The 21,929-nt window shown below is 43.3% G+C and carries 23 protein-coding genes; 16 read left to right on the top strand and 7 right to left on the bottom strand.

Features of this window, described 5'->3' with window-relative positions:
* The first annotated feature begins 113 nt into the window (after positions 1-113).
* From murD to dnm_RS00240, 16 genes are all read left to right on the top strand, one after another.
* Complete coding sequence (gene murD / locus dnm_RS00165) at positions 114-1,481, top strand: UDP-N-acetylmuramoyl-L-alanine--D-glutamate ligase (protein ID WP_207680698.1); 1,368 nt, start codon at positions 114-116, stop codon at positions 1,479-1,481.
* Positions 1,478-2,641, top strand: coding sequence for a putative lipid II flippase FtsW (gene ftsW, locus dnm_RS00170; RefSeq protein WP_207680699.1), 1,164 nt, complete (start codon positions 1,478-1,480; stop codon positions 2,639-2,641). The genes murD and ftsW overlap by 4 nt, the downstream gene beginning before the upstream one ends.
* A 16-nt stretch (positions 2,642-2,657) precedes the next feature.
* Positions 2,658-3,737: an undecaprenyldiphospho-muramoylpentapeptide beta-N-acetylglucosaminyltransferase gene (gene murG, locus dnm_RS00175; protein WP_207680700.1), complete on the top strand. Its 1,080-nt coding sequence runs from the start codon at positions 2,658-2,660 to the stop codon at positions 3,735-3,737.
* A 61-nt stretch (positions 3,738-3,798) separates the two neighbouring features.
* Complete coding sequence (gene murC, locus dnm_RS00180) at positions 3,799-5,169, top strand: UDP-N-acetylmuramate--L-alanine ligase (RefSeq protein ID WP_207680701.1); 1,371 nt, start codon at positions 3,799-3,801, stop codon at positions 5,167-5,169.
* Positions 5,170-5,540: 371 nt separating this feature from the next.
* Positions 5,541-6,596: an RpnC/YadD family protein gene (locus dnm_RS00185; protein ID WP_207680702.1), complete on the top strand. Its 1,056-nt coding sequence runs from the start codon at positions 5,541-5,543 to the stop codon at positions 6,594-6,596.
* A 14-nt stretch (positions 6,597-6,610) separates the two neighbouring features.
* On the top strand, positions 6,611-6,841 hold the full coding sequence (locus dnm_RS00190) for a hypothetical protein (RefSeq protein WP_207680703.1): 231 nt from the start codon (positions 6,611-6,613) through the stop codon (positions 6,839-6,841).
* A gap of 14 nt (positions 6,842-6,855) precedes the next feature.
* Positions 6,856-7,098: a hypothetical protein gene (locus dnm_RS00195; protein ID WP_207680704.1), complete on the top strand. Its 243-nt coding sequence runs from the start codon at positions 6,856-6,858 to the stop codon at positions 7,096-7,098.
* Positions 7,099-7,152: 54 nt separating this feature from the next.
* Complete coding sequence (locus dnm_RS00200; RefSeq protein WP_207680705.1) at positions 7,153-7,380, top strand: hypothetical protein; 228 nt, start codon at positions 7,153-7,155, stop codon at positions 7,378-7,380.
* Complete coding sequence (locus dnm_RS00205; RefSeq protein ID WP_207680706.1) at positions 7,373-7,702, top strand: type II toxin-antitoxin system RelE family toxin; 330 nt, start codon at positions 7,373-7,375, stop codon at positions 7,700-7,702. Before dnm_RS00200 ends, dnm_RS00205 begins: the two co-directional genes overlap by 8 nt.
* A gap of 182 nt (positions 7,703-7,884) precedes the next feature.
* Entirely contained in the window at positions 7,885-8,322 is a 438-nt protein-coding gene (locus tag dnm_RS00210; RefSeq protein ID WP_207680707.1) for a hypothetical protein, read from the top strand.
* A 40-nt stretch (positions 8,323-8,362) separates the two neighbouring features.
* Positions 8,363-9,247, top strand: a complete 885-nt coding sequence (locus tag dnm_RS00215; RefSeq protein WP_207680708.1) for a hypothetical protein — start codon at positions 8,363-8,365, stop codon at positions 9,245-9,247.
* 623 nt (positions 9,248-9,870) lie between these two features.
* On the top strand, positions 9,871-10,761 hold the full coding sequence (gene murB / locus dnm_RS00220; protein ID WP_207680709.1) for a UDP-N-acetylmuramate dehydrogenase: 891 nt from the start codon (positions 9,871-9,873) through the stop codon (positions 10,759-10,761).
* Positions 10,751-11,728 (top strand): cell division protein FtsQ/DivIB, encoded by a 978-nt coding sequence (locus dnm_RS00225; RefSeq protein ID WP_207680710.1) that lies wholly within the window; start codon positions 10,751-10,753, stop codon positions 11,726-11,728. Before murB ends, dnm_RS00225 begins: the two co-directional genes overlap by 11 nt.
* A gap of 50 nt (positions 11,729-11,778) precedes the next feature.
* Positions 11,779-13,005 (top strand): cell division protein FtsA, encoded by a 1,227-nt coding sequence (ftsA, locus tag dnm_RS00230; protein ID WP_207680711.1) that lies wholly within the window; start codon positions 11,779-11,781, stop codon positions 13,003-13,005.
* A gap of 113 nt (positions 13,006-13,118) precedes the next feature.
* Entirely contained in the window at positions 13,119-14,312 is a 1,194-nt protein-coding gene (ftsZ, locus tag dnm_RS00235; protein ID WP_207680712.1) for a cell division protein FtsZ, read from the top strand.
* A 41-nt stretch (positions 14,313-14,353) separates the two neighbouring features.
* Positions 14,354-16,060: a radical SAM protein gene (locus dnm_RS00240; RefSeq protein WP_207680713.1), complete on the top strand. Its 1,707-nt coding sequence runs from the start codon at positions 14,354-14,356 to the stop codon at positions 16,058-16,060.
* A 352-nt stretch (positions 16,061-16,412) separates the two neighbouring features.
* Here the strand turns inward: dnm_RS00240 and dnm_RS00245 are convergent, their stop codons facing one another.
* The 7 genes from dnm_RS00245 to dnm_RS00275 form a co-directional block, all read right to left on the bottom strand.
* On the bottom strand, positions 16,413-17,414 hold the full coding sequence (locus dnm_RS00245) for an adenylate/guanylate cyclase domain-containing protein (protein WP_207680714.1): 1,002 nt from the start codon (positions 17,412-17,414) through the stop codon (positions 16,413-16,415).
* A gap of 376 nt (positions 17,415-17,790) precedes the next feature.
* The gene (gene atpE / locus dnm_RS00250; protein WP_207680715.1) at positions 17,791-18,075 is read right to left on the bottom strand and encodes an ATP synthase F0 subunit C; all 285 of its coding nucleotides are present in this window, start codon (positions 18,073-18,075) and stop codon (positions 17,791-17,793) included.
* Between the two features lie 119 nt (positions 18,076-18,194).
* Positions 18,195-18,884: a F0F1 ATP synthase subunit A gene (gene atpB, locus dnm_RS00255; protein WP_207680716.1), complete on the bottom strand. Its 690-nt coding sequence runs from the start codon at positions 18,882-18,884 to the stop codon at positions 18,195-18,197.
* Positions 18,885-19,274 (bottom strand): ATP synthase subunit I, encoded by a 390-nt coding sequence (locus dnm_RS00260; protein WP_207680717.1) that lies wholly within the window; start codon positions 19,272-19,274, stop codon positions 18,885-18,887.
* Positions 19,275-19,291: 17 nt separating this feature from the next.
* A complete protein-coding gene (locus tag dnm_RS00265; protein WP_207680718.1) occupies positions 19,292-19,510 on the bottom strand; it encodes an AtpZ/AtpI family protein in 219 nt (72 codons plus the stop codon).
* 491 nt (positions 19,511-20,001) lie between these two features.
* On the bottom strand, positions 20,002-20,508 hold the full coding sequence (locus dnm_RS00270; RefSeq protein ID WP_207680719.1) for a hypothetical protein: 507 nt from the start codon (positions 20,506-20,508) through the stop codon (positions 20,002-20,004).
* Positions 20,508-21,767 (bottom strand): AAA family ATPase, encoded by a 1,260-nt coding sequence (locus tag dnm_RS00275; protein ID WP_207680720.1) that lies wholly within the window; start codon positions 21,765-21,767, stop codon positions 20,508-20,510. The genes dnm_RS00270 and dnm_RS00275 overlap by 1 nt, the downstream gene beginning before the upstream one ends.
* Between the last annotated feature and the right edge of the window lie 162 nt (positions 21,768-21,929).

The raw sequence follows: 21,929 nt of genomic DNA on the forward strand, positions 1-21,929 counted from the left end.
GAGAATTAAAAATTGACATCCCATTCCCATATTCCGGCGTGGGAACGAGATGGTTTTTCCTAACACCTAACACTTAACACCTGACACTTAACGCCTAACACCTAACACTTTTTATGAAAATCACTAATAAAAACATTCTTGTCGTGGGACTTGGCATGTCGGGGGCGGCCGTGGCCTGTTTTTTAAAAAACAGAGGCGCATTTGTGACTGTCACTGATATGGCAACTGAAAACCATCTGAGTTCTTATATGCCGGTAATGCGTGAAATGGGCATTCCCATGGAGCTTGGGCAACACGGGAAGGAAACTTTTGAACATGCTGATGTTATCGTGGTCAGTCCCGGAGTTCCCCATACCATTCCGCCCATAAAAGCGGCTCAGAAAAAAGGGATACCCGTAATCGGTGAGATTGAGCTTGCATCCAGATTCATCCGGGAACCCATTGTCGCCATCACCGGCACAAACGGTAAGACCACCACAACAACCCTTCTGGGCAAGATGCTTGAAGCATCAGGTTTAAATGTTTTTGTCGGGGGAAATATCGGTAATCCGCTGATCAGTTACGCGGACGGAAATAAGAAGGCTGATATTGTTGTGGCTGAAATCAGCAGTTTTCAGTTGGATACCATAGACACTTTCAGGCCAAAAGCCTCAGTTTTACTGAACATTACAGAAGACCATCTGGATCGTTACCCTGATTTCAAGGCATACGCCATGAGTAAAGGCCGGATATTTGAAAATCAGCAGAAAGATGATTTTGCCATTTTGAACAGTTCCGATCCGCTCATCAGTTCAGTAACGCAGAACATAAAAAGCAGGAAACTGGAAACTGGAAACTGGAAACTGGAAACTGGAAATTTGAAATCCGAAACCGGAGGCAAGTTTCAAATTTCAAATTTCAAATTTCAAATTTCAAATTTCAAATTTCAAATTTCAGACCACAACATGGAAAATATTTCCGCGGCCTGCCTGGCCGCAATGGCTGTGGGGGGAACAGAGGCCGGCATTCAGTCTGCTCTGAATGAGTTCAAAGGACTGCCGCATCGGATTGAATATGTGGCCACAATCAATGACGTCAGATACTTCGACGATTCAAAAGCAACAAACACGGATGCGGTGGTAAAGGCTGTTGAATGCTTTAATGAACCTGTCATCCTGATTATGGGAGGACGGAATAAAGGCAGCAATTTTCATTTAATGAGGGAACAAGTCCGCGGACACGCAAAGCATCTTATTGTTATGGGAGAAGCAAAGGAAGATATAAAATCCGCTCTCGGAGATGTCACATTTACAACAACGGCTTCCTCTGTGGAAGATGCGGTTTCTCAGGCATACCAGGCAGCAAACCCGGGAGATGTGGTGCTGTTGTCCCCTGCGTGTTCGAGCTTTGATATGTATAAGAGCTACGCGGAACGGGGAGAATTCTTCTGTCAGGCAGTGAGGGAAGTGGCGAAGGGGCGAGGGGCGAGGGGTGAGGAATGAGGGTTGAAAGAAAAAAACGCCAGGTGTTAAACAAAAATTCGCATTCAGAAGCCAACAGCCCGCAATCTGCTTACGATGCCAAACTCCTGTTTCCTGCCCTTTTTTTAGTGGGAATCGGGATTGTAATGGTTTATAGTGCAAGTTCAGCGCTTGCTCTGAAAAAATTGGGCACAGATTATTTTTTTTTAAAAAGACAGGCATTTTTCTCTGTGCTAGGGATTGTCCTTCTGGTGATTTGCAGATATTTTCCGTATAAATTATTTCAGTCTTTGGCATATTTGTTTCTTATTATAGCCTTTTTTCTTCTTATCACGATTCAGGTCTCCGGACTTGGATATCGTGTCGGCGGCGCTGCAAGATGGCTTCGGTTCGGAAACTTTTCATTTCAGCCCTCAGAATTTACCCGTCTCGCCCTGATAATTTATCTGGCCTACTCCATGAGCAAAAAACAGGATAAACTCGAGGATTTTTATATTGGTTTTCTGCCTCATGTTCTGGTTCTTGGTATTTTTGCGATTCTGATACTTATTCAGCCTGATTTTGGTTCCGTGGTCATACTCGGATCTGTCACATGGATTATGATGTTTGTGGGAGGTGTTTCCATTAAGCATCTTTTGGTGTCATTATTTGTATCACTCCCTGTTTGTTATCTTTTTTTAATCAGCGCTGAATATCGCATGCAACGACTTATAAGTTTTTGGGATCCGTGGCAGTATGCCGCGGACGGAGGCTATCAGATCATTCATTCCCTCATGGCGTTTGGCACCGGCGGAGTATGGGGAGCCGGAATCGGAAACGGTTATCAAAAATTGTTTTATCTTCCCGAACCCCATACAGATTTTATCTTTTCAGTAATTGGGGAAGAACTCGGACTTCTGGGAGTTCTGATTATCCTGGGATTGTATGCCCTGATTTTATGGCGAGGAATTAAAATTGCCATGGATGCCAAAGATACATTCGGAACGCTCCTGGCGACCGGACTTACAACAGCAATGGGTTTTCAAATTTGCATCAATATGGGGGTCGCACTTGCGCTTTTACCCACCAAAGGACTTACCCTGCCCTTTCTCAGCTATGGCGGCACATCTCTTTTGCTGAATATGGCATCCATAGGAATATTAATGAATATAAATTCTGTGAATAATAACTCTTTAAATTGATAGTTGAAAATTAATTATGAATATTTTAATAGCAGGCGGTGGCACAGGCGGTCATCTCTTTCCGGGAATTGCCATTGCAGAGGCTTTTATGGCAAGGAATTCGACAAACAGAATTCTGTTTGTCGGTACCGGAAGACCTGTTGAACGCTCTGTTTTATCAAAAAAAGGTTTGCCGCACGAATGTATTACAGCAGAAGGTCTCAAAGGGCGGGGATTGTGGAATCAGGTATTTTCCCTGCTAAAAATACCAAAAGGGATATTTGAATCTGTTCGTATTCTTAAACATTTTAAACCTGATCTGGTCATTGGTGTCGGGAGCTACTCCGCGGGGCCGGTGGTCATCGGTGCCTGGCTGATGGGCATCAAAATTGTTCTTCATGAGCAGAACATTCTCCCGGGAATTACAAACCGAATTTTATCTTATTTTGCAGACCGGATATACATTTCGTTTAGAAATTCGAAACTCGAAACTCGAAATTTGAAAAAAATCCGTTTTACAGGAAATCCGATACGCAAAGAAATTCTGGAACCCGGAACCAAGTTTCAAGTTTCAAGTTTCAAGTTTCAAGTTTCAATAATAGGCGGAAGTCAGGGCGCGCACAGCATCAACATGGCTGTTATCGAAGCTATTAAACACATAAAAGAAAAAAACAATTTTTTTTTCGTGCATCAGACCGGAGAACAAGATGCGGCAGAAGTGAAAAACGCTTATCTGGAACAGGGGATTTCCTGCACCCTCAGACCTTTTTTTGATGATATGGCAGAACTATACCAAAAAGCGGATATTATCATATGCAGAGCCGGTGCGACAACAGTGGCGGAAGTCGCAGCCATTGGAAAACCGGTGATTTTCATTCCCTTTCCTTTTGCTGCGGATAATCACCAAGTTTTAAATGCCCGGACCCTGACAAGGACCGGAGCCGCAGAAATGATTCTCCAAAAAAATCTTACCGGCAAAGGACTTGCCGAAAGAATTGAATACTATGCGTCAAACCCGGATCGCCTTAAACAAATGGCATCTCGTGCGAAAAATCTTGGCAGACCAAATGCGGCAGAGGCGATTGTGAACGATTGTTATAAATTACTTGGAAATTAGAACTTAGAAACCAGACTCCAATTCTCAATTCTCAATTTTCAATTCTCAGTTAAAAAAAACTATGTATCATAAAAAATATCAAATCCATTTTGTTGGAATTGGCGGTATCGGAATGAGCGGTATAGCTGAACTGCTTCTGAATCTTGGTTATAAAGTATCAGGGTCTGACGTCAGAATGTCAGATATCACCGACCATCTGAAATATCTCGGAGGTGTTATCTTTGAGGGACATTCTGAAGAGCAGATAGAAGGGGCCGATGTGGTTGTCACATCATCCGCAGTTGATTCTGAAAACCCCGAAGTTATCGCAGCTACCCGGGCTTCTGTTCCTGTCATACCGAGAGCGGAGATGCTTGCGGAGCTGATGCGTCTGAAATACAGCATCGCCATAGCCGGGGCACATGGTAAAACATCCACCACATCCATCATTGCTTCTGTTTTGGGAACAGGCGGTTTTGATCCCACAGTGGTCATCGGCGGAAAACTCAAAAGCATCGGCACCAATGCATTACTTGGGCAAGGTGAGTTTATCGTGGCTGAGGCAGATGAGAGTGACGGCTCTTTTCTGAAAATGTCTCCGACAATTGCCGTGATAACCAATATTGACAGAGAACATCTGGATTTCTATAATGGCATTGACGATATAAAGGACGCTTTCCTGACTTTCACAGACAGAATACCTTTTTACGGTCTTGCGGTACTCTGTCTGGACAATGAACCCATACAGGATATTATTCCGAAAATAAAAAAACGATTTACCACTTATGGAATGAGTTCTCAGGCTGATTTGAGGGCCAAAAATGTCGTATTTGAGGGGCTGAGAAGTACATTCGATGTCTATCATTTCGGAGAAGCTCTCGGGGAAATCAATTTGAATCTGCCGGGAATACACAATGTCCTCAACTCCCTGTCAAGTATTGCTGTGGGAATTGAACTTGGTATTCCTTTTGATGTGATCAAATCTGCTTTGGAAACCATTGAAGGGGTTCAGCGCAGATTGGAAATTAAAGGAGAGGTGAGCAGGATTACTGTTGTGGATGATTACGGACATCATCCCACGGAAATCAAAACCACTTTGCAGGCCGCCAGAGACAGTTGGCCTGACAGACGCATCGTTGTGGTGTTTCAGCCACATCGTTATACCAGAACCAGGGCCTTGTTTGATGAGTTTACCCGGGCATTTTATCAGTCTGATATGCTTGTGGCGCTTCCCATCTATGCGGCCGGAGAAAAAAAGACAAACGGCCCGGACGGATATGCCTTGTATGAAGGCATCAGGTCTCACGGACATAAACAGGTTGTATTCAGGGAAGATTTTGAGACCTGCCTGGACTATTTGAAGGAAATACTGAAAGCAGGGGATGTTGTGCTTACGCTGGGAGCAGGTGATGTATGGAAAGTGGGAGAAGAGCTGTTAAAAGGCTTCTATTGAAAAAGAATAAGAACGAGCAAAGCCCTTGTTCTCATGTCCCGTAAGGACATCCGAGAATAGCCCGGCAATTTATTGCCGGGGGCTTTGATATTCCCCTGTCCTGTTCAGTCCGGAAGGAACGGCTGAGCCGGATGTATTCTCACACGCTCCCCCCTCAGCAATGAATCGAACCTTCCGGCAATGAACTGCCGGGCTATTTTTTCCGCTGCGGAATATCGCAAAGACCAGCTTCCTATTTTTCCTAAAACAACAGACAGGTATAATTTCATCAGTTGCTCGTTTTTCAGAGTATCTCAAGCTGTTAGAAAATAAAATAGGGAAAGGTTCATTTGAAAAGAAAAAAATAAGAAGTGTTATGCAGGAATGTTTGAATGAAAACTGAAAAAAAGAAAAAAAATGACGATGATTACGACAGCCCGTGGAAAGACATTCTGGGCATATATTTTGAGGAGTTCATGCGGTTTTTCTTTCCGTGGGTTGCGGACAAGATAGACTGGTCAAGGGGCTACACGCTTCTGGACAAGGAACTGAAACAGATCACCCGTGAGGCCGAAAGGGGAAAACGTCTGGCGGACAGACTTGTGCAGGTCTGGAAAAAGGACGGCGGGGAGGCGTGGGTGCTGGCCCATCCGGAGATTCAGGCGGGCAGGGAGAAGGATTTTCCGCACAGGGTCTGGGTTTACTATTACCGGATTCACGATCTGTACAACCGCCCGGTGCTGAGTCTCGCCGTGCTTGCGGACAGAAACCCGAAATGGCGTCCCTCCGAATATTCGCTGGATCTGTGGGGATGCAGGAACGAGTTTCATTTTCCCGTGGTCAAGATTCTGGATTACAAAAAGCAGTGGGAGGAGCTCGAAAAATCGGACAGCCCCTTTGCCGTGGTCGTCATGGCGCATCTGAAGACGCAGGAAACCGCAAAGGACAAGGAGAGCCGGCGACGATGGAAGCTCGAGCTGACAAAGAGTCTTTACAGACAGGGCTTTGAGAAGCAGGACATTATCAATCTCTACCGTTTTATTGACTGGCTCATGGCGCTTCCGAAGGAACTGGAAAAAACCTATCATGAGGAACTCGTAAAGTTTGAGGAGGAACGGAAAATGCAGTATGTCACAACGGCCGAGCGCATCGGCATTCAAAAAGGGGAAAAAATCGGCATTCAAAAAGGGGAAAAAATCGGCATTCAAAAAGGGGAAAAAATCGGCATTCAAAAAGGGGAAAAAATTGGCATTCAAAAAGGGGAAAAAATCGGCATTCAAAAGGGGATTAAGAAGGGAAGAAAGGAGGGTGTCCTGATCGGTGAGATTCTGACGCTGCAACGAATCCTGAAGCAGCCCGTTTATTCAAAGGCGGAGCTTGAAAAAAAGACCCTGAAAGAACTGAAAAGTATCCTTGCCGAAACTGAGGCACGACTGCCTTCTTCATAGGGGAGGAACGAAAAATGCAGTATGTCACAACAGCCGAGCGCATCGGCATTGAAAAAGGGGAAAAAATCGGCATTGAAAAGGGCGTTAAAAAAGGCAGAAAGGAAGGTATCCTGATTGGTGAAATTCTGACGCTACAGCGAATCCTGAAGCAGCCCGTTTATTCAAAGGCGGAGCTTGAAAAAAAGACCCTGAAGGAACTGAAAACTATTCTTGCTGAAACTGAGTCCCGCCTGTTTTTTTCATAAAGGAGGAACTGACTATGCGGTATGTCACCACTGCCGAGCGCATCGGCTTTGAGAAAGGGTTCAAAAAAGGATTTAGGGAAGGGTTCAAAAAAGGATTTAGGGAAAGTTTCGAGAAACAAATCCTGATCGGTGAAACCCTGATGGCGCAACGTTTCCTTGAGCAGCCTGTCTGTTCGCAGGCGGAACTTGAAACAAAGAGCCTGAAGGAACTCAAAAGTATTCTTGCCGAAACTGAGGCACGGCTGCCTTCTTCGTAGGGACATGAAAATGCCTCCGGATCGCTAAAATACTAATAGCAAAGGAGAGAGCAAATGATTCAATCTCATGCAACGATCAGCATTGAGGAACTGGTTAATGTTTTGGAACCGCTTATCCGGCGTGTTGTCAGGGAGGAACTGGCAGAAGCGATAGAAAAAAAGCCGGATATTTTTTATATTGAACCGGATACGCCGCTTTATGAGGATATGTTGGAAATCCGTGAAAGGAAAAGAGAAAATGATATAGAACTGTATTCACACAAAGAGGTCTGGAATGAGTAATTATGAGGCAGTGTATGAAAAACGGTTTGTTCGTAACTTACGTCGTTATTCATCCCTGCGTCAGAAGATCAAACGCCGGGTTGAACGAATATTATCTGATCCTTATATGAATACTGAACCCCTTGCTGATGCCAGTGGAAATTTGAATTTGCTTGGTTGCCGCAGTGCCTGTGCTGACCGAAATTTTCGCATTATATTTGTAATTTGTGAGGAATGTCGGGATATCCCCGAATGCGAATTTTGTTTTTGTGAAGATATGCCTGACAACACAATTGTTTTTCTTACAGTCGGCCCCCACGATAAGGCTTATGCAATGAAATGATAAAGTTAGGAGTGGGTTTAAATTAATAAATCAGAGTGTTGCTCAAAATAAATTTTGAACCACGGATTAAACGGATGACACTGATTCCACAGATGAATCCGAATAATCCGTGAAATCCTCATAATCCGGGAAAATCCGTGGTTCAGAGCATGATAAAACTTTTTAAAAAAGGAGCATAAAGCATGAAAAAGGCAATTGTCCTTACAATTATTGTTTTGTTTTCTTTGCTGAATGTCGGAACTTTGTTGGCTGCCGAGTGGTCGGATGGGTCAGATGGGGCGATTTATTATAATGGCGGCAATGTTGGCATCGGTCTTAATACTCCGGAATACCGACTGAGCGTTTTGGACAAGCTTTTTATTTTAGGCAATCATCCTGAATTAATAATAGCAGGAACTGATCGCAAAATGGAGTGGAGGCTTTATAGCCGAGGTCCCTATTTTAAGATTTACGCATATGATCCGATTAATGAAACCGGCACTCCGAACAACCCGGCCATAATAGCGGTGCCATCCGGTGAAATAGGCATCGGCACAGGGCTGGCAGCCCTTACCGAAAAACTCGAAGTAAATGGCACAGTAAAAGCCACCGCCTTTTTCGGTCAAAGCCACCTATTTTGAAGGCGACGGCTCGAAACTGACCAATCTTCCCGGCACCAGCGTGTGGACGCAAAGCGGGAGTACGATATCTTACTCTGGATCGGTCAGTGCAGGGGGAGATATTAATACAAACGGCGGCTATAACATTGGTTCTTCGAGAGTATTATCAAGCTTTGGTTCGAGTACAAATATCTTTCTCGGAAGAAATGCTGGCAACACAGATATTACCGGAGATAAAAATGCATTTATCGGAGATAGTGTTGGTGACAGCAACTCATCGGGTCACAATAACACTTTTATGGGATACATTGCCGGAGAATGTAATACCACTGGTTATGAGAATACTTTTATCGGAAGCTATGCTGGTTGGAAAAACAAAACAGGTGATGATAATACGTTTGTAGGTTCGGGGGCCGGAGAAAATTCTAACGGGGATGAAAATACTTACATAGGCATGTACGCTGGAAATGATAATTCAACAGGTTCGGGTAACGTATTTTTAGGTTATCGTGCTGGTGAAAACGAAGCTGGTTCAAACAAACTTTATATTGCCAATGGCGACGACCCGCTCATTTACGGAGAATTTGACAACAAACTGGTCGCAGTCAACGGAACCCTCAAAACCCAGGAAGTCATCGTGGAAAATGACACCTGGCCTGATTACGTTTTCAAAGACGACTACCGCCCCATGCCTCTCGATGAACTGGAACGGAACATAAAAAAGAACGGTCATCTGCCTAATATTCCGTCAGCCGAGGAAGTGGAAAAAAACGGAGTCAGCATCGGGAAAATGCAGACAAAGCTTTTGCAGAAGATTGAAGAACTGACGCTGCATGTCATTGAACAGAACAAAAGGCTTGATCAGCAAAGCAGGAAACTGGCGCAACTTCAAGATGAAAACGGAATGCTGAAAAAACAGGTGGCGAGTCTGCAAAGCGATAAATAAGTAAAATAACCGACTGCCTGACCCCATGGCTTCCGAGGAGTCTGGCATATTTTCTCGGAACTACGCAAATTGCATTTAATAAGGATTTATTAACATTTACTCGTTTCCAGTCGCTACCTGGGAGACGAATAAATAAATACAGTTCATTATTTTTGCAAGGCTATCCAAATATCATATCCTCGTGCTGCTTGCAAAGAGAACTTGTTGGCAAATTATCTTGCGGGGACAATTTTGAATCCATGCTATAAAAAAGGAAGATTGAAATAATGAGAAGTGTCATTATTTTCTGTACATCGGTGTTATGTTGCTGCTTGTAAGCCTCTTTTGATCTGAGGCCTCACAGGACTGAGAAACCTGCTTGAAAATATCGTACAATTATGTTGTATAAGGTAGTATATGACAAAGCCGATGCGGGTCACGCGTCGGCCAATAAATTTTTTATGAATGGTATAAATTTTTATGTAAAATAATATCAAATAATTAACTAAAAAATATTTACATATGATGTTATCTGTGAATTATTTTATAATCCATTACAGTCCAACCTTCACATTATGATTGATTCTGATTCAAAAAAATGGTTTAAAAGCATTTTTGGCAACGCTGTCAAATTTGATGAGCCAATGTCCGAACACACATCTTTTCGTGTCGGAGGGCCGGCAGATGTTTATATTACGCCTGAAACCCCCGAAGAACTGGCAGAGACTATCAATGGTGTCCGGCAAAGAAAGCTTAACTATCTGGTCATCGGTGGCGGTACAAATCTTCTTGTATCAGACAGCGGCATTCGGGGCGTTGTCATTGTTCTGGGAAAATGCCTTAACAAAATTACCCATACAGCCACAGAAAAGGAGAACCTTGTAGCCCTGACAGCGGGAGCCGGTGCCAAGTTGCATCGAATTTGCAGGTTTGCCATCACACAGGGGCTTCAAGGAATGAATTTTGCGCTGGGAATTCCGGGGACTGTGGGGGGTGCTGTGATGATGAACGCGGGTACAGCCTCAGGATCCGTGGAAGGCGTCATTGATTCTGTAAATGTTTTATTGCCTGAAGGCCGGACTCGGAAAATTCAAAAAAAAGACTTGAATTTTGAGTACAGGAAGCTATCTTGGAACATGATAAACTGTGCAGAAAAAAAATCCGATTTTTTTAAACCCATTATACTTGACGGGGAATTTCATCTGCGTCCTTCTGATCCCGTAAAACTGAAAAAAGAAGCTGAACACATGCTGAAAACCCGAAAAAAAACACAGCCGGCAAATCTTCCAAGCGCAGGATGTTTTTTTAAAAATCCCATGTCCGGGAAAACAGCAGGTGAATTAATTGATTTGGCCGGACTTAAAGGAAAAAAGATCGGCGGAGCAGAAGTCTCTCCCATACATGCGAACTTTATCATCAACAGCGACAGGGCTTCTGCCGCCGACATACTCGCATTGAAGTCGCTTATTCAGGAAACGGTATCAGAACTGTTTGATATTGATCTGGAAACAGAGGTTAAAATTATTGGAGAATAAGCGCATAAGAAAAAATTATCATCGGAAGAAAAGCCCTTCAAAAAGAAGATGGCGTGAAGAGGTCGTGGTCATCCATAGCGGAAGTGTTGTACGACGAGGATATACAAGCCATCTGCCATTGGTTGTCCAGGAGCCTTCACAAAAGAATCCCCATGTAACAGAGTGGGTTACATTTTGTCTGAAAACCATCGCCTGCATCACTTTTGCAGGCGTGACAGGCCTCTTTCTGATTTTTTTATATGATTTTTTAACACAATATGATTATTTCAAAGCAGATCATATTGTGATAAGAGGAATTCACAGACTTTCTGAAAAACAGGTCATGAAACAGGCGCAAATTGAGACAGGAATAAACATTCTTTCAGTAAATCTTTCAAAAGCAAGAAAGTGCCTGCTTGCGAACACATGGATTGCCGACACCGAAGTCAGAAGGGAACTGCCGTCGGAAATTCATATTAAAATAACAGAGCATGAGCCCCTTGCCATCCTTGATCTTGGCCGTAAGTTCATCATCAATGTCTATGGGGAAATATTTAAAGAATGGGCAGAGTCTGATCCGGGTGACTTTCCCATTGTCGAAGGACTCGGGTTTTCAGACATCAGCTCTCCGGGAAAACCTCGCGTCGCTGCCTTCGGGGCAGTAATGGATGTCCTACAGCTCGGACAGCAGCCAGGAAGTATTATTCCCAACAGGGCAGTGGAAAGAATCAAGGCAGACAGGGAAATGGGTATCACCCTTTATGTGAGACCTGATGACTGTAATTTTGGTAAAATCAGGACCATAAAGCTGGGATACAATAACTACCCGGGTAAATATGACAGACTTGAGCATCTGCTTTTTTATCTGGGAAAAAAACAAAATTTTATAAATATTAATTCAATTGATCTGAATAACTTAAATCGCATTGTCGTTTCGGAATGCGAAATGCGAGATGAGAAATACGGAATACGGGCTTCGGGGCTCTGATCCTGCTTTTTTCGTATTTCACATTCCCCATTTGGAATGAGGAGGTGGAAGTGCCTGGACAGGAAGAGGTTATTGTTGGTCTTGATATCGGGACAACCAAAATTTGTGCTGTGGTTGGTGAATTATCGGGAAGCGAAATAAATATCATCGGCATTGGTACGCATCCCTCAATCGGACTTCGCAAAGGAGTCGTGGTAAATATTGAATCAACAGTGCAATCCATCAAAAAAGCTGTTGAAGACGCCGAACTCATGGCCGGTGTTGAAATATCCTCCGTATATGCGGGCATCGCGGGAGGACATATCACCGGTTTTAACAGCCGCGGAATCATTGCAATAAAAGGAGCCGAAGTCACACAGCATGATGTGGAGCGGGTGATTGACGCGGCGCGGGCCGTGGCGATTCCCATGGACCGTGAGGTGATACATGTGCTTCCCCAGGAGTTCATTGTAGATGATCAGGCCGGCATTCTGGATCCTGTGGGCATGGCAGCGGTGCGGCTGGAAGCAAAAATTCATATTGTGACCGGGGCAGTGACATCTGCCCATAATATTGTGAAATGCGCAAACCGGGCAGGGCTTGATGTCTGTGACATTGTTTTGGAATCCCTTGCTTCGGGCGAAGCGGTATTGGCAGAGGATGAAAAGGAACTGGGTTCGGCGCTGATTGATCTGGGCGGCGGAACAAGCGATCTGGCGATTTTTTCCAACAAAAACATCAAACACACTTTTGTACTTGCTCTCGGAGGAAACAATCTCACAAATGATATTGCCATCGGGCTCCGCGCCCCTCTTGCCGAGGCGGAAAATATCAAGAAAAAATACGGAACCTGTGTGGCAAAGAGTATCAGCCCCGATGAAACCATCGAAGTGCCAGGCATGGGCGGACGCAAGCCCAGAAAACTTTCCAGACAGATCCTCGGTGAAATTTTAGAACCCCGAATGGAAGAAATTTTTGCGCTGATACAAAGAGAGATGTACAGAGCGGGAATGGAAAATGCAATGGCATCAGGAATCGTTGTCACCGGCGGTTCAGCCCTTTTGGACGGCGTGACAGAGGTTGCAGAATCAGTTTTTAATCTTCCGACCCGTCTGGGGAAACCCCGGGGAATCGGGGGGCTTGTGGATGTTGTGAACAATCCCATGTATGCCACAGGTGTGGGGCTTGTCCTGTTCGGTGCCCAGAATCAGCCTGAAAGAAAATTCAGAATCCGTGACACAAATATTTTTAATCGTGTAATGCTCCGGATGAAGAAATGGTTTAAAGATATTGTTTGAAATTTAAATAAATTTGTTGTAAAAAAGCCTTTTGCCATTTATCAGGTTTCTGTTCCAAGTGTTTGCTGATAAATGACAACCGATAAATGTGAAATTAGGCAGGAGGGGGAACGATGTTCAGTTATGTGGAAAACAGTGGTAAGTCTGCGAAAATAAAAGTTATTGGTGTCGGAGGAGCAGGGGGAAACGCGATTAACAATATGATCGATTCCAATCTCCAGGGGGTAAATTTTATTGTAACCAACACCGATGCCCAGGCGCTTGATATTTCCAGAGCGCCGGTCAAAATTCAGATCGGAGACAAACTTACAGAGGGACTTGGCGCGGGTGCCAATCCGGGAATCGGACGGGAAGCCGCTATTGAAAATGCCGAAGCCATCCGAAATGCGCTGAAAGACAGCCATATGGTGTTCATCACCGCAGGGTTCGGCGGAGGAACCGGTACCGGGGCCACCCCTGTTATTGCTGAAATTTGCAAAGAACTGGGAACCCTGACCGTGGGCGTGGTGACAAAACCCTTTTCATTTGAAGGCAGAAAGCGCCTCAGACAGGCAGAAGAAGGGATTGACGTATTAAAGGATATTGCTGACACGGTCATCACCATACCCAATGACAGATTAAGGGGGCTTGCGTCCAAAAACGCCACAATGATAGAGATGTTTAAGAAAGCAGATGAGATATTGCTCCATTCGGTCAGAGGTATTACCGATCTTATTCTGATGCCGGGGTTGGTGAATCTTGATTTTGCCGATGTGAAAACAACCATGTTAAAGGCAGGCATGGCAATCATGGGGATCGGCGTTGCCAGCGGCGAAAACCGGGCCGTGGAAGCAGCAGAACGGGCCATCTCCCATCCCCTGTTGGAAGACCTTTCCATTTCCGGTGCCAGAGGCGTGCTGATGAACATCACAAGCACCAGTGATCTGACCATGGAAGAAATGACAGAAGCTTCCGAGCGGATATACAGCGAAGTTGGTGACGATGCGGATATCATCTGGGGAGCGGTGATTGATGACGCGCTCGGCGATGAAATGCGAGTAACAGTTATCGCAACAGGAATCGGCGGACCTGCTGAAGTGGCAACTCCGGAAAAAAGACGCGGTGTTCATTCCTTCAAACGTAAGGTGAGGGAGATCAGGCCGGCCGAGCCAAAAGAAGATTATGAAGAACCGACATTTATCCGCAAAAAAGAAAAAGAGACCCGGCCGCCTGAAACTGCCACTGATATTTACAGGGGACACAAGGGGATGGAAATTGACAACAATGATCTTGATATTCCCACATTTCTCAGAAAAAAAGCAGACTGATTTTTGTGGCTTGTCATGACAGGCGTATATGGGTGAGGAGAATGACAAATGACAAATCACAAGTGAAAAACGAAATCGGCACCATACGAAAAGACCGGAGAGGACGGCTCTCCGTAGCTCTTGTTTATCCCAACACCTACCATGTGGGAATGTCCAATCTTGGTTTTCAAACCGTATATCAGTTACTCAATCAGATGGATGAGGTTGTGTGTGAAAGGGCTTTTGTGCCGGAGCGTTCCGAACCGGGCCGCATCACGACAGCAGAGTCAGGAAGCGTTCTTTCTGATTTTGATATGATTGCTTTTTCTGTTTCTTATGAAAATGATTATCTTAACCTTCTGACGATTTTTGAAAAAACAGCGATTCCCCCTCTGTCAGAAGACAGAAATGATGCCTATCCGCTTATTATTGCGGGCGGCGTGGCCTGTTTCTTAAACCCGGAACCCATTGCGCCATTTATTGACTGCTTTCTCATCGGGGAAGCAGAAATTCTGATTCCCCGATTTTTTGAAGTATTAAAAGATACCGGTTTCTTTGAAAAAAAACATTTTCTGAACCTGAAAGCCCTTGCTCAGAATGTCCCCGGAGTATATGTTCCGAAATTTTATAAAACAATCTGCCATAAAGACGGAACCATTCGCTCGGTTGAACCGTTATGTGATGTGCCTGCCAAAACAGAGCGCGTTTTTTTAAAAGATTTATCTCAGACACCGACCTGCAGCGCCATATTAACCCCTGATACGATATTCCGAAAGACATTTCTGGCTGAAGTATCAAGAGGCTGTCCCCACGGATGCCGATTTTGCAGTGCGGGGTATGTTTACAGACCCCCGAGGTTCAGACCTGTTTCTCTTCTGAAACAATGTATGGAACAAGGCATGGCCATGACAGACAGAATCGGCCTTGTGGGGGCAGCGGTTTCGGATCTTCCCGGACTGGAGGAGCTTTGCAGTTTCCAGGAAAATGCCAGGATTTCTTTCAGTTCGTTAAGGGCCGATGCCCTGACGCCTCAACTCGTATCCGCGTTGAAAAAAAGCCGTGTGAAAACAGCAACCATTGCTCCGGATGCCGGTTCCGAACGTATGCGCCGCGTGATTAACAAGGGGATGACCGAAGAGGATATACTGAATGCAGCGGACCTCCTTGTATCAAACGGTATTCCGAATCTGAAGCTCTATTTTATGACAGGGCTTCCCACGGAAACCATGGAAGATGTTGAGGCCATTGTCAGTTTGTGCAAGCAGATCAAACAGCGGTTTTTAGCATCCAGCAGGATAAACAAGCGAATCGGGGAAATAACCGTAAGTCTGAATGCCTTTGTTCCAAAACCGTTCACTCCTTTTCAATGGGCACCAATGGATGATGTGCGTACACTGAAAAAAAAAATAAAATGGGTAAAGAACGGGCTGAAACGGGTGGCAAATGTTCGCTTTCATGGGGATATCCCTCGCCAGGCCAAAATTCAGGCGCTGCTTTCACGCGGGGACCGTAATGTGGCTGATATTCTGTCCCTGGCTCACAAAAATAAACACAACTGGCCCAAAACAATAAAGGAATCTCCTCTGAATCTGGAGGATTATATCTACCGAACACGAGCGCCGGATGAATATCTTCCGTGGGATATTATTCATCATGGTATTAACAAATCTTTTCTGAAACGGGAATATGACAAAGCCATGGGAGGGGAAACGTCTTCCCCGTGCAGGATGGAATCTTCTTGTCATGTATGCGGCGTTTGTAAGGAATAAAAAAAAATTGAGAATTGAGAATTTTTCGATTTTCAATTTCTAACCTCTGTAATAAGAAACGCTCATGAAAAAGCCGGGTTTTTCCCCCGGTCATGAAAATATGTGGTGAAAACCAATACCGTTCGGCACGATTTTTGCATACATTTGTAACTAACTGAATTCATATATCCGGAAAACTGAAATCCCGAAATGTCCGCCGGGCGTTTTTCGGAAACAATTTCTCCAAAATGCGGAAATGCCGGGCATTTCCGTCCGGCTATGCAAAAATCATGCCGAACGATATTGGGTGAAAACAGACAAAAAACCCGGGTTTTCCAAATATATTTTCATGGTAAAAAATTTGTTTTTGCTTTCAGGGTCTGATGGTAAAATGTATTGCATCCGGGGAATCATAACTGACCTTTTGAGCAAGTCCGATAACCCCGTTTCCATGCAATGATTTTTTGGTGTTTTTGACCATGCCTTGTTTGCCGTTGAGAAGCAGGCAGGTGCCGTTCATGCTCTGGTCAGTGAGTACGAATTTTCCTTTGCAATACTTGATGTACGCATGGGACCGGGAAACCCGATGGCTGTCCACAACCAGGTCATTATCCGGATCTCGGCCCATGGTCACACATTGCCGATTCTGATCAATATCAAATTTATGGTGCAGAAATCGGAGTTCCAGACGGGGAGACAGCGTTTTTGAATCCGAAGCCACGCAAGGGACTTCCGATTCACGGGCCGGAGCTGGTTTCCATATCATCTCATGTATGCTGATTTTTCCGTTTTTATCTTTGATTTTAATATGTTCAATACATCGGAACATGGTCTCATATTCCGGCCCCAGCGCCTCTGCTGTCTGTTTTGTGATGATAATCTGTCGTTCTTTCGCGAATTCCGTCATATGGGCGGCTATGGTGACAGCATCCCCAAAAATTTCGTTTCGTCCGCTGACAACTGAACCGGAGTGAATTCCTATGCGAATATTCGGCGGGACAAGGTCAGAATTATCCCCGGCATACATTTTTTCAACTTCCATATGCATTGTTTTTCCGGCTTTCACCGCATTCTCAGCGATTGGAAAAGTACATATGATCTCATCCCCTTTAATTTTAATAACCCTTCCCTTATGAGACTCAGTTATTTTTGAAAGAAGAGAAAGACAGGCGGATATGATTTTCTGAGCGTTTTTATTACCCAGGGTTTTGAAAAGTTGGTCGCTTTGAGGAATATTGGCAAAAAGAATTGCAAGGGAGGAAATTTTTTTTACTTTTTTATCTGTCTTTTTGTTTGCTTTATAATTTTCCCATGTTGAGGAAAAATTTTCCTGGCTTTTGGAAAAATAGCTTGTCATTCGCTTTAAATATGACATGGAATTTTTCCTTTCTGTTTTTAATTTGTTAATATTATATTATAAACAATTTTATAGCACAGATTTTTTACCGTAAAAATACATTTTGAAAAGCCGGGTTTTTTATCTGAAAATATTTTTATGACCGGGGGCGAAAAACCCGGCTTTTTCATGAGCGTTTATATGGGAAGATATGTCCTGACAATTTTCAATTCTCAATTCCTAAATATCCTATCCTGATTTTCTATACAACAAAAAAAACAGGGCTGCTCCTTTTTAAAAGGAACAGCCCTGTCTTATTTTATTATAGGCATCTGAGAAAAAAGGATTTTTGGGGAATATTCATTCCCCAAAATATTTTCTCTTATAGCCTGTTGTTTCCTTAATGAAACCTGAATTAATGAGCGCCCAACAGACCGGCAATAGCAGCAGCCTGGGGATGAGCGTAGATAAGAATCAGTGACACAACCAGTGCATAAATACACAGTGATTCGATCATAGCAAGACCGATCAGCATGGTAACTGTAACCTTACCTGAAGACTCAGGATTTCTTGCGATACCTTCAACAGCGGCTTTCAGACCAATACCCTGTCCGAGACCACAACCAAAAGCTGCGATAGCAATCCCAAAACCTGCGGCAGTCACACAAGCGATAAAAAATTGTAATGCTTGTCCTTCCATACTCTGTTTATCCTCCTTTTAAAATTTTACTCCTCAGCTTCTTCCATTCTCCCATTAAAAAATTACACTTAATATCTTTATTCTTCATTTGTCAAGTGACAAATGAAAAAAATGACAAATTAATGTGCGTGTTCCATCGCACCGGTAAAGTACATGACTGAAAGCATAAAGAATACAAACGCCTGTATTACGCAGACCAGAATACCCAGCGCCATGATCGGAAGGGGAACAAAAAAGGCCCCTGCCAGAAAGAAAAGAATTCCGAGAACCAGCTCATGACCCATCATATTTCCGAAAAGACGGAAGGAGAGAGACAGGACACGCGCAAAATGACCGATAATTTCAATGGGCAATATGATCGGAATCATCCACCATACAGGCCCCAGAAAATGTTTTATGTATTTTGCGCCATGATACTTGATACCGATAACATGAGTAAAAACAAAAACCGTCAGCGCGCAGGAAAGCGTTGTATTCAGGTTGGCGCTTGGCGGAAAAAAGCCCGGTATCAGTCCCAGCAGATTACAAGTAAGCACGTAAATAAATACCGTGGCAGCAACAGGCAGAAGCCACCGTCCTTCTTCTCCCGTAATCGTAACCATAAATTCTTCCAGACCGGATATGAGAATTTCCGACACGTTTTGTCCTTTTGTCGGAATCATACTCAGTGCCTTGGCCGGAATGTAAAAAAGAATGATGAGCAGAATAATAACCACCCATGAATAAAGCACATGAGGATTGGAATGGGCCCAATGTCCCAGACCAATGGCCTCAAACAATTTGACAAAAAAGAGATACGGATGTTCCACTTAAATTGCCTCCTTCAAAAAAAAATTTTTTAATTCAACCAGTGTTGCAAGAATAATGCTTACCACCACAACAGAAAGGCCGACAAACAGACCTATGGGATTGACATAATGCTGTGATATAAGCACAAATATAATAATACCGCTTATCACGAAGCGGATATAATACTTAACAATGACCACGTTATGTGATGAGAGACGGGAAGGTGTGAGGGCTTTTTTAAGTGTCCGGTGTAACAGATGAAAATTGATGGTGACAATAAGTCCGCCAAATATAATTCCCCTGGCAAAATCCGGCGGGGCCATGATCAGGCCCGCAATGCCTGCAACCACAAGAAGTATCCAGTTTGTAAGCGTGACAAATTTTAAGAGCCGCTGTTGAATATTATTCATCGTAACAATTTTCCCTGCTACAATTTTCTGCTTTTTTTTATTGCAAGTCCGATGTTTCTGAATCCCGCGGCAATTCCGAGTATAAGAAATATGAGCGTAAACCACGGCGTTGTAGAAAACTTTTTATCAAGCCAGACCCCGATTCCAAGCCCGATAACGATTGAAAGCGATACCTGAAAACCGATGCTGCTGTAATATGCAAGGTCCTTTAAATAATGTATTTTTTCTTTATTCATAGAAGGGAATATCCCTCCCCGAACTGGGCAGGGCTAAAGTCATATCCATTTAAAAACACTCTCTCTAACATAGGATGATGAACAAGTCAATGTAAAAGTGAACTAAAGTGCCTGAAGTGCTTAAAGTGAACTAAAGTGACTAAAGTTAAAAAACTTTCTTGTTTTGTTGCAGCCGAAAGCCATGATCGTTGCTAAGTACCGGACATAAATTTTCAGGTATAAATCCGGCATCAGACCTGCGAGGTTTCCGGCATGTGTGCGGGACAGCGCAGAAACCCGGCTTTTTTCCCGGACCAAGTGTCTCTCCTGCCGGAAAAAGCCGGGTTTCTCAACCGTCCGTCATATCCGTCCTGCGACAGCCCGAAAACTTTTCCTTCGGGGGACACAATATGTATTTATTCAGTTTCAGTTTCCTGCCGGGCTTTTCTTTGTCAGGAAATAGCTATTGTGTCCCCCGAATTCATTCCGAATTCTCCGTGTATAGCCCCGGATCAGCCCCTTCTTCTTGGTATAATAGTTTTTTCAGCAGGTTGATAGACTTTCAAACCTTGATCACCAGTAAGAATTTCGACATTAAACCCTATTTCAGAATAATATTCAGCAACTTCTTTTATTGTTGCATCACCGATACCCAAACCCTGACTCGCAAGGTTTGGCCATTTGTCTGCAAGTTCTTTCAAACGCTTTTCATTCCATAACTCACTTTGATGTTCAAACGCTGCCCAGGGTTCGGTTTCAGTCGCGGCTTTTAATATTAAATCTGAAAGTTTTTTTGCTATATCATATCTGTTTCCGTGAGCTTGAGCGATATGATTGCCTGTCTCAATAATTGTTGCCAAAGGAAGCACAAATGTACTCTTATTTTTTAATTCTTCTTCTACTTTCTCATTAATCCGAGTGAAGTCCCATCTGTCGTTACTACCTCCGCAAGTACTTTTTCCAGGAACTTTTAACCAACAGCACAACACAGACGTATCAAAAATAATAACCTTTCTCATTATATCAATCTTTCTTTTCTCCGGAGTGCGGATTCCAAACGACCTTCGCCAGATAATTTGCCAACAGGCCCTCTTGCAAGTAATTTAGGAAGTTCATCAATATCTTCCAAAAGAGTTAACTGACTATGCCCTGTTGTGTTATCCCGATGGCTTATAACGATAAAAGGAATCATTTCTGATCCGAGATTATCAAGTAAGGCAGGGTTATGAGTTGTTACTAAAATATCAATATTACGTTCCTGAGCAATTTTTTTAAGAACTTTGATCAATAGTTTGGAACGAGACGGATGGAGGCCATTATCAATTTCTTCAACAATTAACAAGCTGCCGGTTGGTCTTGTTAAAAGAGCAGTTAATACAGCAAGGAAACGTAAAGTACCATCAGACATACCTCTTGCATCAATCGTTGTGCTGTTAGTTAATTCTGTCCATTTTTCCTCACAATATAGCATTGCATCGGTTTTAAATTTACCAACATATTCTGAATACACAGCCATGACATCTTTTTCAGGAAGATGTTTTACATAATTTGTTAACGTATTTTCAATATTTGTTTTTGACTCAGCAGGCAGTGCCGCGATAACTCCGGCAATATTTGAAGCGTCATTCTTTAATTTATCAGATAAAGGTGAATAATCTCTCATGTGAGAGGGAACAGGATCAAGGATAAAAATTTCCTGAAGTTTCCTGCTTACAGTTTCGATACCCTGGGCAACTTCTTTCCTTAATGTACCAGTTTGTAATAGTAATTGGCTTAACACACTGTTATTCCTGGTGCATGGTCTTTGTGTACCTCGTTTTTCATTATATAAATATGCAGTTACAGAGGAGACATCGGATTCAATTTCGCCTGTCCAAAATAATCTGATTATATAAGGATTTTTTTTCGTTCTCGGTCTGAATATTTTTCTTTCTAATCTTTCCTTTTTAATCAGGCAATTCTGATTAACTACTTCCGCTTCAAGTGTATAAACAAATTCCGTGCGTTCTCCGCCTTCGACAGTAATTTGTAAAGAAAATACATTTTGTCCTTTTCTGCATACCCATTCGATACCGCCTCGCAATCCTGTAACATTAGTGCCGCCTTGTAATGCAGAAGACAGAGATATGCCAGAAGTAATTCTTTGAAGAAACAGAAAGGCATCTAATGCATTAGATTTACCACTGGCATTTGTACCTATCAAAACAGTTAAAGGATCAATATATAGGTTTGCAAGTTTAAAACTTTTCCAATCTTGTAATTGAATCTCTTTTATCATAATCTTATCTTTATGGCACTGGTTTCGTTTAATGGGAAATTTTGTAAAAACATAGGCTTATGTAATTACACAAAAAAAACGTCAACCCACTGATTTTTTAAACAAATCCGACTAATTTTCCTAAAAAAATCCCATTGAACGGAATCAGTGCCTCTTTGTTTC

Source organism: Desulfonema magnum (assembly GCF_017377395.1).
GTDB classification, from domain to species: domain Bacteria; phylum Desulfobacterota; class Desulfobacteria; order Desulfobacterales; family 4be13; genus Desulfonema_C; species Desulfonema_C magnum.

Coding starts and splice junctions, on each gene's coding strand:
- murD (WP_207680698.1), top strand. CDS start 114: ATGAAAATCACTAATAAAAACATTCTTGTCGTGGGACTTGGCATGTCG.
- ftsW (WP_207680699.1), top strand. CDS start 1,478: ATGAGGGTTGAAAGAAAAAAACGCCAGGTGTTAAACAAAAATTCGCAT.
- murG (WP_207680700.1), top strand. CDS start 2,658: ATGAATATTTTAATAGCAGGCGGTGGCACAGGCGGTCATCTCTTTCCG.
- murC (WP_207680701.1), top strand. CDS start 3,799: ATGTATCATAAAAAATATCAAATCCATTTTGTTGGAATTGGCGGTATC.
- dnm_RS00185 (WP_207680702.1), top strand. CDS start 5,541: ATGAAAACTGAAAAAAAGAAAAAAAATGACGATGATTACGACAGCCCG.
- dnm_RS00190 (WP_207680703.1), top strand. CDS start 6,611: ATGCAGTATGTCACAACAGCCGAGCGCATCGGCATTGAAAAAGGGGAA.
- dnm_RS00195 (WP_207680704.1), top strand. CDS start 6,856: ATGCGGTATGTCACCACTGCCGAGCGCATCGGCTTTGAGAAAGGGTTC.
- dnm_RS00200 (WP_207680705.1), top strand. CDS start 7,153: ATGATTCAATCTCATGCAACGATCAGCATTGAGGAACTGGTTAATGTT.
- dnm_RS00205 (WP_207680706.1), top strand. CDS start 7,373: ATGAGTAATTATGAGGCAGTGTATGAAAAACGGTTTGTTCGTAACTTA.
- dnm_RS00210 (WP_207680707.1), top strand. CDS start 7,885: ATGAAAAAGGCAATTGTCCTTACAATTATTGTTTTGTTTTCTTTGCTG.
- murB (WP_207680709.1), top strand. CDS start 9,871: ATGTCCGAACACACATCTTTTCGTGTCGGAGGGCCGGCAGATGTTTAT.
- ftsZ (WP_207680712.1), top strand. CDS start 13,119: ATGTTCAGTTATGTGGAAAACAGTGGTAAGTCTGCGAAAATAAAAGTT.
- dnm_RS00240 (WP_207680713.1), top strand. CDS start 14,354: ATGACAAATGACAAATCACAAGTGAAAAACGAAATCGGCACCATACGA.
- dnm_RS00245 (WP_207680714.1), bottom strand. CDS start 17,414: ATGTCATATTTAAAGCGAATGACAAGCTATTTTTCCAAAAGCCAGGAA.
- atpE (WP_207680715.1), bottom strand. CDS start 18,075: ATGGAAGGACAAGCATTACAATTTTTTATCGCTTGTGTGACTGCCGCA.
- dnm_RS00260 (WP_207680717.1), bottom strand. CDS start 19,274: ATGAATAATATTCAACAGCGGCTCTTAAAATTTGTCACGCTTACAAAC.
- dnm_RS00265 (WP_207680718.1), bottom strand. CDS start 19,510: ATGAATAAAGAAAAAATACATTATTTAAAGGACCTTGCATATTACAGC.
- dnm_RS00270 (WP_207680719.1), bottom strand. CDS start 20,508: ATGAGAAAGGTTATTATTTTTGATACGTCTGTGTTGTGCTGTTGGTTA.
- dnm_RS00275 (WP_207680720.1), bottom strand. CDS start 21,767: ATGATAAAAGAGATTCAATTACAAGATTGGAAAAGTTTTAAACTTGCA.